The organism is Novosphingobium sp., assembly GCF_036733805.1.
GTDB lineage: Bacteria > Pseudomonadota > Alphaproteobacteria > Sphingomonadales > Sphingomonadaceae > Novosphingobium.
In genome coordinates this window covers 21,402-38,294 of sequence record NZ_DAIMZT010000013.1, presented here as the reverse complement: position 1 = coordinate 38,294, position 16,893 = coordinate 21,402, and the positions used below count along the sequence as shown (strand labels likewise).

Here is a 16,893-nt window from a genome sequence, read left to right as displayed (position 1 = left end):
ACTACTTTGCCGGCCACCAGACGCTCATGTCTACCTCATCGCGCACCTTAAAGGGCGCGCCGCGGCGATTGAGGAACAGGCGCTCCATCTCCGGCCGCGTGAAAGGACGTGAACCGAGCCGGCCGAAAACGGCAATCTGCCCGCCGGTCTCGTCGACACCGCGATCGCGATCGAGGCCCTTCGACAAGGCCCGCGCCGGAGACGCGGTTCTGGCCCAGGCGATCAACTCCGGCCTGGGTTGGGGCGAGAAGCCGTAAAAGTTAGGCTGCGTCGATGGGGAAGTGAGTTGAATGACCTTGAGTCCGTTCTGCCCATCAGCGACATAAGCGAACAGCGACGCATTCGTGGAGCCGACGATCACGTCCTGAGCATCGTTGAGCTGCCCATCGAACGTCACCTTCTGGTCGATCACCGGCGCGGTGGGACGAACGATGTTGACGATTACCAGCCCGTCCCGTCCCGCGGCGACATAGGCGTACGTGCGGGCGATGTAGATTCGCTGCGCGTCGGCCAAGGGCACGGTGCCCGAAGGAACCGGGACCGGATTTCTCAGGTTGGTGACATCGAACAGCTTCAGGCCGTCGCGGTCTGTGACCCACAGGTAGCGGAATTGGATTGCGCTTGCCCGCGCATCTTCCATCGGCCGCACCGCCGCGAGCCGTGGGTGCAGCGGATCGTGCAGGTCCACGACTACCAGCCCGACCTTGGCGGTGATGTATGCCACTTCACCGGCCAAAATAACGTGGCGCGCGCCGTCCAACACGTGATCGGGATTCCAGGTGACAGCGCGCTTCAGGTTGTTGTTGCGGAAGTCCCCGTCCGCGAAAGTTTCCACGTTGACGAGGATCAGTCCTTCTTCACTGTCAGTGATCGCGGCGTAGCTATAGATTGGCTCGAAGGCTTGTTCCTGATTGGCGTCGCGTAGCGACATGGGTGTGCCGTCGGTCTTGAGGATTGCCTTGCCTGCATCGTCCTTCAGGACGGTTTCCGCCATGGCCCGGTTGCGGGTCGGTGCGATCGGCTGGCCGGTCGGTAACGCCATGCAAGTGGCGTTTTTCGTCTTCACGCCGTTCTTCTGTCCGAGCGGGGAAAAGGGCGCGGAAATTATGGGTTCGGACACGCCCTTATTCGCGATGGAGGCGACGTCATAGACCTTGAACCCACCGGGTCCCTCGGCAACGTACATGTATTCGCCGCGCAGTTGCAGGCAGCCGACCTGCCCCGCGGTGTCCTTTACGACATTGCGGAATTGTTCGATCGGATGCGTCTCGCCGGAGAGCTTCCCGTCAAAGGTCCGGCCGCGTACCCAGTTCTTCAACTCGCGATGGTTCTGCTCGACGTGAAGCTTGTAATAATCGGGATAGGCATATTTCTGCAGATAGGATCCGATCACGGCTTGCGGCTCGTCCCATTCTGTCACGCGCACCGCCTCGAACCCGCTGTCCAGGCCGATCCACGAATTGAGGCCCACGAAGTTTACGAAATTGGTGCCAAGCAGCAGCGTTTGCGCCATCATCGCGTTGTTGTCGTCTTGGGCCGAAAGGTGGCAGTCGCTGCAAGTCTTGGTCTCGGTGAGGCGGACGGTGTGCGGGAAATGAGGTGCGAACGCCTGGCTGGAGAAACCGGCGGCGCTCACCGGCGGCTGCTGGATATAAATGCGCTCACGATTGACGTTGGTGGATGAGAGGACAAGAGCCGAGGTCGATCGGATGGGCGCAACTTCCGCCCCCTTGGTGGTCATGTGCTTGCCGAGCTGGAACATCTCGTCGCGCGCAACCTGGGGATTGTAGGTTGCGAAGTTGCGGGTTTCCTCTCCCTCATAATGGTGCATTTGGGTTTTCCAATTGGCCTCGATTGGCAAATGGCACCCACCGCAACTCGTCGTCCAGGAAAGATGGCAGGTAAAGCAAGCCATGTCCCCGTCCTTGTGCGCACGGTCCTCCACGGGTACGCCGGGGCCGAAGCGGAAGGAGCCGTCGTCCGCTCCGGACTTGCTCATGAGCTTCGCCCTGGCGGATTTCGCGTTGAAGGAGGGGGAGCCGGGATCGACTCCGTCCTTCACCAAGTCGATTTCCCAAGACAGCCGGGGATCGACGATGGAGCGCTGGATCAGATGGCGACGACCGGACGGATCGGTGCGCCATTCGAAGCGTCTCTGCCCGTCCGGGTTGCGCAGGAGGGTCAAGTCATTGCCCTTGGGAGAGGCGGCAGGGCCGGAGGTGCGCAAGGTGGGATAAGCATCGGCGGTGCCATGGCAGTCCTTGCAACCGATCTCGACGGCATTGGCGACCTCGCCATAGATCAGGCCGTTGCCGTGCGCGTCCTGCGCAAAATGGCAATCTGCGCACTGCATGCCCTTTTCGGCGTGGATATCCATCATGTGGACGGCTTTGCCTGGGTTTACGCCGGGCGGTACGAACTTGCCTTCGCCGGCCTTGCGCCACTTCTCCGGGTCGTCTGGCGCAACGATATGCGCGGTGTCCGTGCCCCAGGAGGCCATGTTGCCGCCGGCGTCAAGCAGGTTGCCGGCGCGGTCGCGCTTGAAGACGCCGCGGAAGTTCCAGCCGTGACCGTGATAGTCCGCGAACTGCGTATCCTTGAGCTGCGTGTTGAGATCATGGACATTGCGCAGGAAATCCGGGTCCGCCCAATTCCCACGCGGCGCGGCCCCTTCGGGATTGCGATCTTCGACTTTGCGGATCTCTTCAGCGGTGGGGTATTTCTGCTGCTCTGGCCACATCTTCGGCGCGTCGGCCTCGTAATCCCACATGGTGTAGCCGAGGTATGAGTTCAGGAAGATATTCGGCTGGTGCATGTGGCAGTTCATGCACTGCGCGGTCGGGATCGCGCGGGTGAAGACGTGCTGCAGGGGATGGCCCCGCTCGCGCTCGCCGCTCAGGCTTTCATGCCCATCCTTGAGCGCTCCATGCGCGCCTTTTTGCATGAGAGCTGCGATGGTGGGATCGCGCGTGATCGTTTGCCCGTCGCGGCCGAGCGGAGCATAGATCAGGCTATGGCGCGGCTCCCGATCGTTGGCGTAGATCACATGACAGGCGGTGCAGCCGGAGCTGCGATAATCGCCCGGCTGGTCATTGGTGCCCATGAACCACGTGTACGGATCGTTGAGGCGGGTCTTGTGAATGTTAAGCACCGGAATCGCGACGCGCAGGCCCGTGCCGGGGCCACGATTTGACTGCTTCAGGTCGGGCCGGCCGGGTTCTTCCAGCTTCTGGATCGAGCCGCTGGGATTGGGCAGGCCCACCTCCGCGAAGCCCGAGTTGATCGTGCGCCCGCCCTGCTCGAATACGCGGAACACGTCCGCTGGTGGCGTCACGTTCCAGCGCGGCAGGGGATAGAGCGCCGCCAGCGCCCCGCGCGCTTTCTGCGCGGTGGTCAGTGTGCCGGGCGGATTTCCGGGCGAAACGATCTTCGCGGGCTGCCCTTCACGGGTATAAGCCTCTCCCAGAACGTAGTTCTTGTATGGGACTATGCCGTTGTTGTAGGCCGCCCCGCCGAACAGCATTGCGCCTGAAGCCATAAGCGAACGCTCCGCCGCCTCGATCACGGGCATATGGCACGCGCCGCACGAATCGCGCGCCACGCGGTAATCACCTGGATTGACGAAGCGGATATATTCAGGTGCCTCCTTGTTAAGCAGGGTGTAGCTGCGCTCAGGGTTGGCGCTGCTGGGATAGTTCCAGCTATGCGGGTATTTTGGGAGGACATGCGCCTGCTCCCGCGCGGCGACATATTCCGCCGCATCAAAGCCGAGCGCCGGGTTGCCGCGGATAGCCGGGTTCCCGCCATGACAATCCGTGCAGCCCAGTTGCACGGCCGGGCTGGCGTGCATCGAAGGCGCGTCGGAGTCTGTGTGACAAGTCAGGCAACCGGAGGACTTCGCCGCTACCTCCACCAAGCCCTGTCTCGCGGGAGCGGGGGCGGCGCGCACCAGCGAATAGTCGCGCGGAACCGGCTTTTCCTCGTTATTGGCGGCAAGACGCGCTCCCGGAATTGCCACGGCGAGAAGCAGCAGCAGCGAATGGAGGAGCAGCCGGCGCATCAGTAGCTCACGATCACGTTGGCGAGGACGGAATAATAGCGCCGGTCGTTCCCGGCATTGTCGAACAGATCTCGAAAACCCTTGCCCGGTAGGAGGGCTGCCGCCGAAAGGCGGAATACAATGTTCTGCGTGGCCTTTGGCCGCCAGACGGCGGCTGCCGAGAGGTCCCAGCCGATGTCATCGGGTATGGACCCTTCATTGCGCAGGGTTTGCAGGGTGGCGGTATCCTGGAACCACAAGTGGTTGGCGTTGGTGGAAAGCCGTAGTTGCGGCGTCAGATCGAAGTCCGCGCCCATTCCGACCAGGACCGTGCCAGGGTTGTTGAAGTTCGATTGACCCTGTTCCTTGGATGAGCGCAGCGAATTGAGAATACCGTTGCGCCCGTTGATGGAAATCACCCGGCCGCCGCCAGCGAAGGGAATGGACTGGCGGATCCAGTAGCTGGTGTCGGCGCCCGCGAAGATGGGGTTCTCGAACACTGCATCGAAACCGGTTTCCTTGTTGTCGTAAGGGTGGTGGTCGCCGCTGGCGTAAAGACCCGACAAACGAAAGCGCATCCAGTCGTGGTCGTAACTCAATTCTGCGGCGCTGAAGAAGGCGCGGATTTTTGCTGGCTTGCCGGTGAAGAAGCTGTTCCGATCTTCCCCAAGCGCGACATAGGCTGAGGCGGTGAGATTGATCCGGCCAATATGACCGTCAGCATTGTAGCCCAGGTAAAAGACGTCGTAATCGCGGCCCCTCAGCGTGCCTAGCAAGGCCGGGCGCACCGGAAAGCCATTATCGTCGATCTTGATCTCATTACCCTCTCGGTTGCGATTGTAAGCGAGGGTGATCTGGCTGGTCAGCGCCGGAATCAGAAAATCCTGGCGATAGACGTTGGCGATGAACAGGAAATCGTCGCGCGGGCGCTCAACCACGCTGTTAAGGCCGGAATTGGTGTCCTTTTCCAATCGCCAGAACGCCGCGAGATTATATTGAAAGCGGTTGCCGTCGCGATTGCCGAACAGGCGAATGCCAAGCTGTTCATCGTTGAACAGGAAGCCCCGAAAATCGGTCTGGAAAGGTTGGATGCCGACGCGGATCGAATCGAAATCGTAACGCTCCGAAACGTTGCGCAGGTGGTAATCGATGAAGGCTTCCTGCACGCCCAGGAAATGGTCGGAGCGGTGAGAGGGCTTCGACGGCTGAACGAAGAGCACGCGCTTTTCGGGCACGTTGACGTAATTGTAATTGAGGGCGAGCGAGAGTTTGTACTCGATCTCGGGGGGCTTGAACGCCGTCTGACCCTTCACGAGCGAAGCACTGGCAATAAAGGTCTGCGAAAAGACGAAGCTCGCGTCCTTGCCGAAAACGTCCAGGCTGCCCGCTCGTTCGGTGGTCTGCACGCCCACCGGGATGGGGAATGTGCGAGGTTCCAGGACGGTGTCCGAAGTCAGCCCGGCGGTGAAGAACCAGTCATCGCCCCTGATCGGCAGCCAGGGAACCTTGGCGCGGTTGATGGGGCGGTCGCCCTTGTAAGTGTTTTGGTGGTAGGGATCCCACCAGTGCTCTGTCACTAGCCCCAGCGTCTGGATCAGGCGCCAGCGGTCGGGGACGGGAAACTGGTCGGTTGGAAAGGCTTCCGGTGGCGGCGCGCGAACGGCGCCGGGATTGCTTTGCGTGACCTTGTCGGGAAGGGGAGGCTGATAACCCGGACGACGGCGTCCGTTGATGATGCCGTTGTCGACATCCTCCGGCGCGGGTTCCTCGCCAGGGGATTGCAGAACGGGTGCGCCGGGCCGTGCATCGCTTGCTGCGGGGGCGACAGGTTCGGCCAGCAGAAGTGGCACCAGAAGGGCAGCTAAAGACACTTACAGCCCCTGGCAGACGTTCTGTTGAGAGGAATCGAGGAAGGGCGCAAACGGGCAGTTGATGTAGCGCAACCTGACTTGCGCGCCGTTGACATTGACCAGGATCTGGTCAGCGCGGATTGTCGCCGGTGCATTGCCCAAGGTTCCCAGCTTCACCCCGGCATTGTTGGCGCCTAGAAAGCTAATCATGTCGTCCTGGTCGATGCCGTCGCCCGAAACGCCGATGCCACCGACGAGGGTGTTGCCGCGATAGACCGGAACCGAACCGGGGAAGATTTGGATGCCGTTCTGCAGCCGGTTCTGCCCGGTGACGACATCGGGCAGGAAAGTACAGCGCTGGCGGGTGTCGCTGCCGTTGGCGCCGGTCACATATTGCAGGTGCTGCGCGAGGTTGGTCAGGACCAGCGCCGATTGCAGGCCGGTGGAAAAGGGGCTCCATTGTGCGATCGGGCGCGAGAGTGGGCCGTTGGGATTGCCCACCTGACCGTCTGGGAAATAAGGGCGAGAGAGATTGCCGCCCGATCGGTCCGCAAAGGCGTAAGTTCCGGTCAGCGCGTTCGGATCGTTCAGAAACGCGCGCACCTTGCCGACGAAGCCTTGCACGTCGCTGCTGGGATCGGCGAGCAATTCGGCCCCTGCATGAGCGCCTGAGAAGAACGTGGCGGTGCGCGCCTTTTGCAGCGAGACGTCAGTGCCGAAGATCGGTGCATCGGGCGCACGCACGATGCCGAGCACTTGTCCGCGCGTGTCCACAAGCGAAATCGTGACCTGCGCCCGGCTGTTTAGCGGCTGGCGAATCTGCGCGCGGGCGCGCGTCATCACGGCGAAGGCTTCTTCCAGCAGTGTGCGCGCTTCGGCCTGTGTGATAGGCTGGGCTATATCCGCACCGTCAGTGCCGCCGCGGATCGGGAAGCGATCGTTGCCGCTACCGTCCGTCAAGACGAAGGCGTCGCGGTCGGAAAATTCACCGACGGTCGAAGCGCGGATACCGGATGCTTCAGTGCCGTAGGCCGCACCGCCGCGCAGCGTAGCTGTTTCGAAATAGCCTTTGACGGCGACCAGGGCGCCGAGCACGGGATCGGTCTGCGCATAAGTCGCGCCCGAAACGTCGAATAGGCTGGTATAGATCGTATCCGAATAGCGCAGTTGCGTGCCGTCCACATAGATGCGATCCGCACGGATCGTATCAGGCGCCGTAAAGCCTACCGTCCCGGCAAGAGCGATCTCCTCATCGATGTCGGTATCCGTGTCGAGCACGTTGGGATCCAGCGAATAGGACCCGTCCGCCATGACGCCCACGCCGCCGACGACCACCCCATTCTTGTAAAGTGGAAAGCCACCGGGGTCGGCTGAGAGGCCGAGCGGTGAACGCTTAGGGCCAATCAGCGCCGCCGACCCGCCGGGTTGAAAGCGGGCTGACAGGTCAGAACAGGGCAGCTGGCTGAATTGCACGCCGAACAGCGGCCCGCTCTCAAGGCCCACCGTGCTCGGCCCTGGAGGGAAATTCTGCTGGACGATCATGCTCGCCGTGCGCGTGGAAAAGGCGTTGCCGCTGCTGGAGAGGTACGCGCCGGTAATGGCCTTGGCGATCGCGGCGGCTTCGGCCGGGACGGAAAGCCCTTGAATGTCGATGTCATTGCCGTTCGGGGCATTGGGAATCTTGGCGGTTGTCAGGGCCCCGTTCATCCGAAATACCGCGAGCACATTGCCCACTCGGTCTACCACCGCGATCGTTGCGGGGTGGCCTGATTGTTGGGCCTGCGCTGCGGCCTGAGCGACAATCTTGCCTACTTCTGCCGTACTGAGCGCCTCCTGCGCGGGTGCGGTGTATTCGCCCAAGAGAGTGCCACCGCCGGACGAACTGCCAGTCGAAGACCCGCCGCTGCCGCTTCCGGAGTTGCCCGAGGAGGACCCCCCACCGCCGCATGAGAGGAGGAGCAGGGCTGCCGCCGCTGTTGTAATTGCCCGCGTCAGCGCCCGCATCAGCGCAATGCTCCGATCGCGCTGGCAGCATTACCAAGTGCGGCCCGGAAAGCAGGAGGATCGTACTTTTCCGGCGCGGAGACGGCGGCGTAAGCCTTGTTGATCTGCGCGCGGATGCCGGCGGCGGCGCCGACTGTCACGCGCCCTTCACGCACCATCGCGTTAAGCAGGGTGTCGATGGCCATAACGGCCTGAGCCGAGCCGGTGTAGTCCGTAAAACGCGGCGAGATCGCCTTTCCGGAGATCGCCGCAATGACCTGAAAGGCCGTATCGCCCGCGTAGTCGCGCCCCGCGAACGCATCGGACAGGCTTCCCGCCGCCGCGCCTAGCGCTTGCGCCGCCGCGACTGCTTGCGGTCGACCTTTGCCCATCGCGGCGTGAAAGGCGCGCGCGGCGGCATCGAAGCGCACCGCTTGCGCCGGCGCCAGCACGCTTGCCACGGCGGAAAGCATAATCATGTTCTCGTCATTGAAAGGAGGATTGCCGAAGGGAATCGGCCGACCGGGGTTTGTTTCGAACGTCCGGGGCGGCGTCGGATTATCAGTGATGCGGCGATGGCAGCTATGGCAGTCGTAGAAATAGAACTGCGGAAACACGCCTTCCATGCCAAAGGCGGGGTTAGCGAAAAGCCCAGTCGAGCGCCTTATGGCTTCGGCTTGGCCCACGGCCCAGAGCCGGACGCTGTCAAGCCGGCCTTTGCGGTGCACGTAATCCGCGTCCATGTCATAATGCGCTTGCATCGCGGAAAACAGGTCGAGTTCGAAGGACACGCGCGGATGGCCTGCCGCCATCATCGCATGAGTCACGAACTGTCCCGGCTTATTACTGCCGAAATGGCAATCGAGACAGATCGCGGCGCGTGTTTGCGGCCGCTCCAGGGCGATCATGCCTGACGCAATGTTGGAAGCATGGTTGGCGGGCACGGCATAGTGGCTGGAAATCCAGCCGGAAGCCGCGCCGTGGCAGGATTCGCAGCCCACCCCATCGGCAGCGAGGTAGCGGCCGCCGCGTTGGGCGGCTGGAGCATTGGTCGAATGGCAACCCAGGCAGGCTCCCGCGCTATCCGCCCGGCCCAGGTCAAGCGCGGCTGCGATCCGCTGCCCACGCGGGCTCGTCAAAACCGCGGTAGCACGGCTATGCGCTCCAGCGGGACTGGACGAGTCCTGCCACAGGCGCAGCTCGTCCTGGCGCACGACCTTCCCATCGCCTTCATTGCGGCCATGGCAGGTCGACCCCGCGCAACTCGCAACGCCTTCATAGCTGCCGGCGAGTGCGACGGTCGACCACGCTGCCAGGACGGCCGCCAGAACGGCGAGCAGTGCGGCAAGCCCTTCGTCCCGCACATTGGCCCCGCAACCGGGTTTGCGCGTCTGCCCCAACCTCATTTTCCCCCTTCGCACGTCTCCTGGCTTGAAGCGCATCGATCCCCCCAGAGATCTTCGTTGCCTACCCCGGTAACGGGCTCGTCAACAAGGGGTAACAGCGTGGCGGGACTGCTCTTTTGCACGTCAACTTGCAGGATTGCGTCGTTGATGAACGCGGCGTTGCTGCCCGTTCCCGGCGGATCCGGCGGACCGCTGAGGTCAGGCTTGGCGGGCAGCGGTCTGTCGCCCGTGAAACCGCACCGAAGGCTGATGATGCAACCGTTGACTGACGAGAGCCCGTTGAATCGCCCGCTCCCGGAGGGAACACTTCCGTTGATGGTGATCGTTCCGACCGTGTCCAGGCCGGCAACGGCATTGCCCGTCGCGTCTATCGTTACGCCGTTCACCACGATCTGCGTGGCGTCCGACGCTGTGCCTATGGCAAGCGCGCCAGCGGTAAACCCGCGTCGATCGGTGTAAGCCGTCGTCGCGCCGGTGTTCTGGATGTAAATGCCGTCGATCACGTTTGCCGCAATCGATCCGGCGATGACGACACCTGGTTTCGGGATCGGGCCCGGAGCGTCCATCAGTGCCGTGTTCACCAGGATGTTCCCGCCGGGTGCAAGGAGCGCCAGCGTATTGGCCGTCGCGACGGCGAAGCTGCGGGCTGTCACCCCCAATTGACCTTGCGGCGCACCTGCAGTGTTCAGCAAGGCGATGCTTCCGCTGTCAGTCACTAAATCCAGGCGGCTCGCGTTGATCTGCAGCGTATCGGCATTGTTTGATGTCGTGAGGGCGAGGGGGCCGGTCACCGTTATCGCCCCCGCACTCGACAACGCGAATGTGCCGCCGGTGCCAATGTTGCCGTTAGGGCCAAAGGTGAGCGCTAGATTGCCGACCGTGATCGGTGCCGGCGCCGTTCCCGATGCGGAGAAGCGGATCACATTGTCCGCGAAGATCCGCTGCAGTTCCCCGGCGTCAAGGCTGTAGCCGCCGACCCCGCCCAGGCCCCCGACGAAACTAGGGTTTGCGCTGACGCTACTGGTCAGCTGCACGATTTGCGTGGTGCCCGCTTTGCCGAGCTGTCCACCTTTGCCCAAGGCTATATCAGCCGAGGTCGCAGTAATCTGCGCGCCGCTGGCCAGAGCATTGATGTCGATGGCGCGCCCTGCCGTCATGTCGAGCGTCGTCGTGGCGGTTATCGCCGCATTCAGGTTGAGATCAGTGCCCGCCGTCAGCGTGATCGCGCCCCCGACAGCCGTTGCATTGGCGGTGATGGAGGTCCCGGCCGTCATCCGCAACACGGCGGGGTCGATCGCTCCATTGGTAGTAATCGCGCCGCCGGCGAGGAGGTCGATGAAGCTGGTCGCGGTAAGCGATCCATTAGCGGTAACCGAGGCGCTCCGGCTGCGGAGCGTTGCCCCGCCGATCGTGCCGACCGTTCCAAGTACCAGGTTTCCGGCTACGTCGATTGTCAGGTCGCCATTCGTGGCATCGGCGCTGGCAAAGGATAGGCCGCCGCTCGAAAGGATATCGACTGACCCGCCGGAGACAGTCACCGCGCCGGCTGAAAGCAGATCGCTTACGTCAACAGCGCCGGCGGAAATCAAGCTGGTTGGTCCGCCTGATTGGAGCGTTCCCAGGGAAACTGAACCGGGGGCCTGAAATGTCGAAGCGCCGCCCGAAGCAAGCAGGCCGGTGGATATGATGGCACCCGCATCCGAAGTGACGGTAAGCGTGCCTGCCGTCGTAAGGCCGCCGCCGTTGAGAGCGGAGATTTTCATATCCCCCATGGTGTGCAGCAGCGCATCGCCGTTTACCGTGACCAAGGCTCCGTCAATAGTGGCCGTCAGTCCCATTCCGTCCGCACGCGCGTCATCGCCGATGGCAGTCGCGCTGAGCGAACCGCCTACGGCGGTGACGCCGCCGGGACTTGCTGTGCCGGTGCCGAGAACGATTAGGCCGGCAACCGTCGGCGCGGTCGATCCGTCAGGGTTCGCGCCCCCGGTGGGGCTGGAGATCAAGGTGGCATTGCCGTCAATGCGCAGCGTTCCTGCCTCCGAGGTCAGGGTGCTCGTGCCGCCGCTCGCTTTGCCGCCGGTAAAGGAAACGATCGCATTGCCTCCGCCATTGGCATTGCTGTCGACCGTCAAGTTTCCGATCAGGTGGATTGAGCCGCCACCGGTCTGGCTGACCATGGCGCTTCCGCCGAAACCTGCGCCGCCAAGCCCGCCAACGCCTGTCGCACTGCCGCCGGCGCCGTTGGCGTTAAGCGTCACGTCGCCGGAGAGCGTGACGGCGCCGCCTGTCAATGCCTCCATGACAGAGGCACCGCCCGTGCCGTTGCCGCCCACCTGGCCGGCCAGTGTATTGAAACCGCCCAGACCGTTGGCATTGAGCGCCGTTGCGCCAGTCACGCTGATGCTACCGGCATTGTCCGCTAACAGGCTCGCCTGGCCGCCGATGGCATCGGCGCCGTGCAGATCGAGAAGATCGGCTGACAAAAAGGTGTTGGCGGTGATCGAAAGATCCCCTGTGACGCCGATCGCGCCGCCCGCAGCTTCCATCTGCGCGATGCCCGCGCGATTTGCGCCGGTCTGCGCGGCAAGGCCGGAGCCGAAGACAGCGTCCGCGCTGATCTGAGCAGGGCCCAGGGCCATGGTGCCGCCTTGGGCCAACACAGTTGCTATGCCACCCGTGGCGATGCCGCCGGCGCCGGTGGGGCCGGAACCCGAGCCGGACATGCCGCGAGCGCTGACCTGGATCGAGATCGGGATGTTGACGATAGCAATCCCTTGCGAGGTGAGGCGTGCGATGCCGCCCGTCGCATCGCCTGCGGTGCCGCTGGTGGAACCGGACACGGGCTCGCTTGTGCCGTCAGCAAGCAGCACAAGGCCGAGGTTATTGACGCTAAGCGTTCCTCCCGTAGCATCGATCGCGGCCGTGCCGCCTTGGCCGAGGCCGCCTCGCGCTCCCCCGGAAATCGTGCCGCCATCCCCTGTCGCGTCGATCGTAAGGCCGCTATCCAGCGTGATAGTGCCTCCATTCAGAGCCACGCGTGCCGTTCCGCCCGTGCCGTTCCCGATCGAATTGGCGCCACCGATCGTGGCGGACGGACCGGCAAAACCGGCAGCTCTGATGAACGCGGTCCCGGTGACGGAGACTATGCCGCTATCGAGTTGAAGCAGCGCCGTGCCACCGCTTGCCGCTGAGGCGAAACCATCCCCAACCGTGCCGAAGACGCTGCCGATGTCAGTGCTGTAGTTTCCATCGGCGCTGGCGGAGATCGTCAACGCCTCGGGGCGCCTGGCGAGAACCCCGGTGGTGACGGTGAGCGTTCCGCCGCCCTGCACCACCACTTGCGCGGTGCCGCCCGCAGCGCTGCCGGCTCCGAGCAATGCGCCCAGCCCGTTTGCGTCGGCGCGCACATCCAGCAGGGGCGTGGAGATGCTGCCGCCGTCAAGCAGCACGCTTGCAACGCCTCCGGTCATCTTGGGCGTGTAGTTCGGGCTGGCGGACAGACCATCGAGGTTGAAATCCGCGTCGGAGGTCACGATCAGCCCGGTCGCGGTATTGATCGCGCCGCCGCCGCTAACCGACACTTTGGCGCTGCCGGCGCTGGCAAAGGTTCCTGGCCCGTCGCCGACTTGCCCGGTCGCATTGTTCGCCAACGTAGCGCCCCCGCTCAAATTCAGAGTCCCGCCCTGGATATTGAGCTGTACGCCACTGGCAAGATCGCCGGTCGCGCTGCCGGCAGCAACCCCGGTTCCGAATGTCGCTCCGGCAACGGTCGAGGCATCGGCGGTAAGGTCGGTCCAGTCCTGCGACGCGCCCGTGAGGGAGATGAGAACGGTTCCCCCCGTTGCATTGCCGCCCGGACCATTCGAGGCGCCTCCGAATGCGGCTGCGTCAAGATTGACCGCATCGAAATCGAGCAGGCCCGATGTGCTGGCAAGGCTGACATGGCCGCCAAGCGCGTTTCCGCCGCTGCTGCTGCCGTTACCTCCGAAGCCTGAGGCTTGGGCCGCGAAGCCGCCGGGGGCTGCGATCGTTCCATTGCCGGCGACCAGCACGGATATCGTGCCGCCTTGACCGTTTCCGCCGCTGGATATGCCCGATCCTCCCGTGCCCGATGCGGAAAGGCCGATGGATTGAGCGGTGATCGAACCGCCATTGGCGGTAAGGTTGACGACGCCCCCGGCGCCGCTTCCTCCGCTGCCGTCCCCGCCAATTCCGGTTCCGCCGGCATCGATCGTAAGCGTTCCCACATTGAATGCGGCCTGCGACAGGATCGTCACCGTTCCGCCCTGGCCATTGCCGCCGCTGCCGAATGCAAAACCGCCGGATCCGGTGGCGCTGATTTCGAGGTCGGAGGCGCTGAAGCTGCCGCCGAGCGCGTTCACAGCGATTGAGCCGCCATTTCCGTCGATGCCTGAACTCGCGGTGGAGGCGCCATCGCCGTTGGCGCGCAGGCGTATCCGCCCGGCGGCGGATGTGGCTCCCCCGCTGGAAGTCGTGAGGGAAATCGCACCCCCGGTGTTGCCAAAGCCGGATAAGACATCGAGCGAGTAGCCGGAGCCAGAGGGCGGAAAGGGGATATCGGCGGGCAGACCCGCCGTGTCGTTGGCGATGATCTGTGCGCCGTTGCTTGCGGTCAGGCTTACGGTTTTGAAGGCATCAAGCGTGGCGAACCGATCGAACGTGGTCAGGGTGGTGGGGGCGATGAAGATGCTGTCGCTTGCGGTGGCAGTGGTGACGTTGGAGAAGGTTGCATCGCCGATGGCAATATTCGCCGGGTTGCTGAGAGGATTGCCGCTATCGAAGTTCAATCCGTGACCTGCGGAAAGGATCACCGCTGCCCCATCGTTGCTGGCGCTGGCGGCGGGGGCATAGCCGATATTGCCGTTCAGCAGCATGGTCAGCCCATCATTCTTGGGCACCGCCACCATGTAGATCGTGCGAGGGTCGGCGGTGCCGGCAGACGCGGCGCCAGTCGTGGTTCCGGTATGAACAATGCCGTTGCTGTCAGTGGTGCCGGCATTGACGAAGATGTCGAACAGGCCCGCGTTGATTGTGATGTCCGCATCCTCAGCGGCAATGTAACCGATCGGACCGTCGGCATTGACAGTGCCGCCCTGTTCGATGCGCGGCGCGACCATCGCGATATATGCCTGATCGCCAGTCAGTTGCGGGTTCGGCGAAGCTTTGATGGATGCGCCCGGCTGGATCTGAATGAGCCCGGTCGATCCGGTCGCGCCGCGAAAACGGATTTCGCCTTTGCTGCCAAAGAATCCACCCGTCACGTCGATCGGATTGGTCGTGAGCACCAGGCCACCGACGTTGAAGCTGGCGGTTGGGCCCACGATGATGCCGTTGGGGCTGTAAAACCAGATCTTGCCGCCCGGCAGCCCGGCGAGCGTGCTGTTCACTGTTCCATTGAACTGGATCATCGCGTTTGTGGGCGCGCCCAACGCGTCGACCGGCGTGACCCGGTTAAGAACGACATAATCGCCGGGCACCGCGGAAAAGCCGGAACTCGCAAATGTTGCGGTAGTGCCCGCGGGTTGGAATATCGTCGTGCCGGAGGCCGGGGCGCTCGTAGTCCAGTCGATGAGAACCTGGCCGCTGTTGACAGCGATGTCGGTTCTGCCCGAGCTTGTGGTGATCGTGGCCGAACCCTGCGTTATCGTTCCGGTGCCCGCGAATGATTGCGCTCGCACAGCGGTAGGTGCAGCGAGAGCCAGAACGAGCGCCGCAAGGCTGGTTCCGGCGAAGGACGCGTAGCGGACGCGGCGGGCGGGTATGGATGAGATCATGGTCATGACGGATTCCACGGTACGAACCGCGCCCTTATGGTGAAGAGAAGGCGGATATCGCCGCGCTCGGTCTGGAGTGCGGTACGCTTGAGCGGCACGGCGAGCGACAAATCGGCATCAAGCCGATCGCCCCAGCGTGCGCGCATGCCGCCCCCGGCGGTGTAAGCGCTTTCCGAATAGTCCGCCGGTCTGGCGCCGTTCGTCCAGGTCCAGGCCGCGTCCAGAAATGCGAAGGGCTGAAGCGCGATGCTATCGTTTGTCGTGCGCGAAATCCGCCCGTAGCGCAGCTCAAATGAGGTTCCAATGCCGCTGTCGCCCAGGAGCGTACCTGGATCGAGGCCCCGGCCGATCGTATAATTGCCGACGCTGAACTGTTCGTAAGACAGCAGCGTATCGGGCGAATATTGCGCGCGCGGAGCCATCGCGACGGTCACCATCGGAGTCGGACGAAATTCCGCGTTCGCCTCTGCCCGCAGAACGAAGGCGCTGGGATCGGCCAGAAGATTACTGATCGGCACATGAGGCGCGGCGCAATTGGTAAACGGCGTGCAGTCACGGCTCGCTCCAAGCCCTCGGATGCCTTGACGGGCCTCAACCGCGGCGCTCAGTCGATATCGGGGTTCCGCGCCGTTATAGCCGCCGCGACCGATCAGGCTGTCGCTGTCTACGAGGTCGAGGCCCAGCCGACCGTAAAACACCCGCAGTCGGTCACGTGCCAACGGCCCGGCGCCGACGAGGTCGATGTTCTGATTGATGACCTCCAGCCCACCACCGGCAACGATGGAGAAGGCGCGGCGACGTACCAATGGATAAGTCAGGCCCAACTGGCCGGCTACGGTGTCGGTCTTGAAGTCCAGCGCACCGGACGGTTCACTGTGGCCGTAAATCAGGCTGGCGCCGAACCGTAGGCCGCTGGCGCCGACGGCAAAGTCATGACTTGCCTGGACCACCGTTTGTTCGCTGAAGTCGAGGGTGTTGAACAAGCTTAACGTTGTCCTGTCGGCAAGGCCCGTGACGCCGTTCGCCACCGCCTGCAGGAACACCCCTTCGCGCCCGGTCGATTTCGAGCCGAGGTTCTGAATGCCTCCGAAAAGCTCGAACGGAATGCGACGCACCAACACGTCGCCGGTGACGTCTCCCGGCGATCCCGGCACAGGCTTCAAGGTCAGCCGAACCTGATAGCCGGGCATATCGCTAAGGAGCAGGAGTTGGCGCTCCGCTACGCGAGTATTGAAATAAGGTTCCTGCGTGAGCTTGGCGAGGTGCGCCGCGATTGCCCTTTCGCTTGGCCCGGCATCGCCGCGTACTTGCACTTCCGTAAGACGCGCAATGAGCACATCCATGCGCACATCGCCGTTTTTTTCGATCCGCTGCGGCGGGATCTGCACAGCCGCCAGATAGCCCATGGCCCTCAGCGCCGTGGCGGCACGGTCGCGCACCTCGCACAGCACGGAAACCGGCTGCTCGGTTCCCGCATATTCGCGCCATGTGTCATCGAGCAGTTCAGGGCTAATGGCCTTTAGGCCGGGAAATGCGATCCTGGAAAAGGTTACGCGCGTCGCGGCGAAGGCGGGCTCGGCCAAGGGGCAGGGGCCATGCTCTATATTGCCTTCGATGACCAGCCGGGATTGTGAAGGCGTGCGTTCCTGGAGGCGAGATCCGATGTCGACCTGATCGCGGGTCGGGGGAGGGGGTGCGGCCTGCGCCAGCGCAGCGGAGGGAAGAACCGCCAGAGGCCAGATCGCGAACGCTGCCAATGCCCGCCTGGATGTTCGCCCTTGCGAGCGCCCACGCCGGCCTTGGACAGTTTTCGATGATCG

At 63.4% G+C, this 16,893-nt stretch carries 6 protein-coding genes; all 6 read right to left on the bottom strand.

Annotated features, from left to right (window positions below):
• Position 1: 1 nt before the first annotated feature.
• Genes V7D69_RS05310 through V7D69_RS05285 form a run of 6 tightly spaced genes read right to left on the bottom strand, consistent with a single transcriptional unit; the run spans position 2 to position 16,830 of the window.
• On the bottom strand, positions 2-4,060 hold the full coding sequence (locus tag V7D69_RS05310) for a hypothetical protein (protein ID WP_333605252.1): 4,059 nt from the start codon (positions 4,058-4,060) through the stop codon (positions 2-4).
• Positions 4,060-5,889 carry a hypothetical protein gene (locus V7D69_RS05305; RefSeq protein ID WP_442947042.1) on the bottom strand — a complete coding sequence of 610 codons (1,830 nt, stop codon included), beginning with the start codon at positions 5,887-5,889 and terminating at the stop codon, positions 4,060-4,062. The genes V7D69_RS05310 and V7D69_RS05305 overlap by 1 nt, the downstream gene beginning before the upstream one ends.
• A gap of 21 nt (positions 5,890-5,910) precedes the next feature.
• A complete protein-coding gene (locus V7D69_RS05300; protein WP_333605251.1) occupies positions 5,911-7,893 on the bottom strand; it encodes a heme-binding protein in 1,983 nt (660 codons plus the stop codon).
• On the bottom strand, positions 7,893-9,278 hold the full coding sequence (locus V7D69_RS05295) for a multiheme c-type cytochrome (RefSeq protein WP_333605250.1): 1,386 nt from the start codon (positions 9,276-9,278) through the stop codon (positions 7,893-7,895). Before V7D69_RS05295 ends, V7D69_RS05300 begins: the two co-directional genes overlap by 1 nt.
• Positions 9,275-15,079 (bottom strand): hypothetical protein, encoded by a 5,805-nt coding sequence (locus tag V7D69_RS05290; protein WP_333605249.1) that lies wholly within the window; start codon positions 15,077-15,079, stop codon positions 9,275-9,277. The genes V7D69_RS05295 and V7D69_RS05290 overlap by 4 nt, the downstream gene beginning before the upstream one ends.
• Positions 15,076-16,830 (bottom strand): ShlB/FhaC/HecB family hemolysin secretion/activation protein, encoded by a 1,755-nt coding sequence (locus V7D69_RS05285; RefSeq protein ID WP_333605248.1) that lies wholly within the window; start codon positions 16,828-16,830, stop codon positions 15,076-15,078. Before V7D69_RS05285 ends, V7D69_RS05290 begins: the two co-directional genes overlap by 4 nt.
• Positions 16,831-16,893 lie beyond the last annotated feature (63 nt).

Coding starts and splice junctions, on each gene's coding strand:
- V7D69_RS05310 (WP_333605252.1), bottom strand. CDS start 4,060: ATGCGCCGGCTGCTCCTCCATTCGCTGCTGCTGCTTCTCGCCGTGGCA.
- V7D69_RS05300 (WP_333605251.1), bottom strand. CDS start 7,893: ATGCGGGCGCTGACGCGGGCAATTACAACAGCGGCGGCAGCCCTGCTC.
- V7D69_RS05295 (WP_333605250.1), bottom strand. CDS start 9,278: ATGAGGTTGGGGCAGACGCGCAAACCCGGTTGCGGGGCCAATGTGCGG.
- V7D69_RS05290 (WP_333605249.1), bottom strand. CDS start 15,079: ATGACCATGATCTCATCCATACCCGCCCGCCGCGTCCGCTACGCGTCC.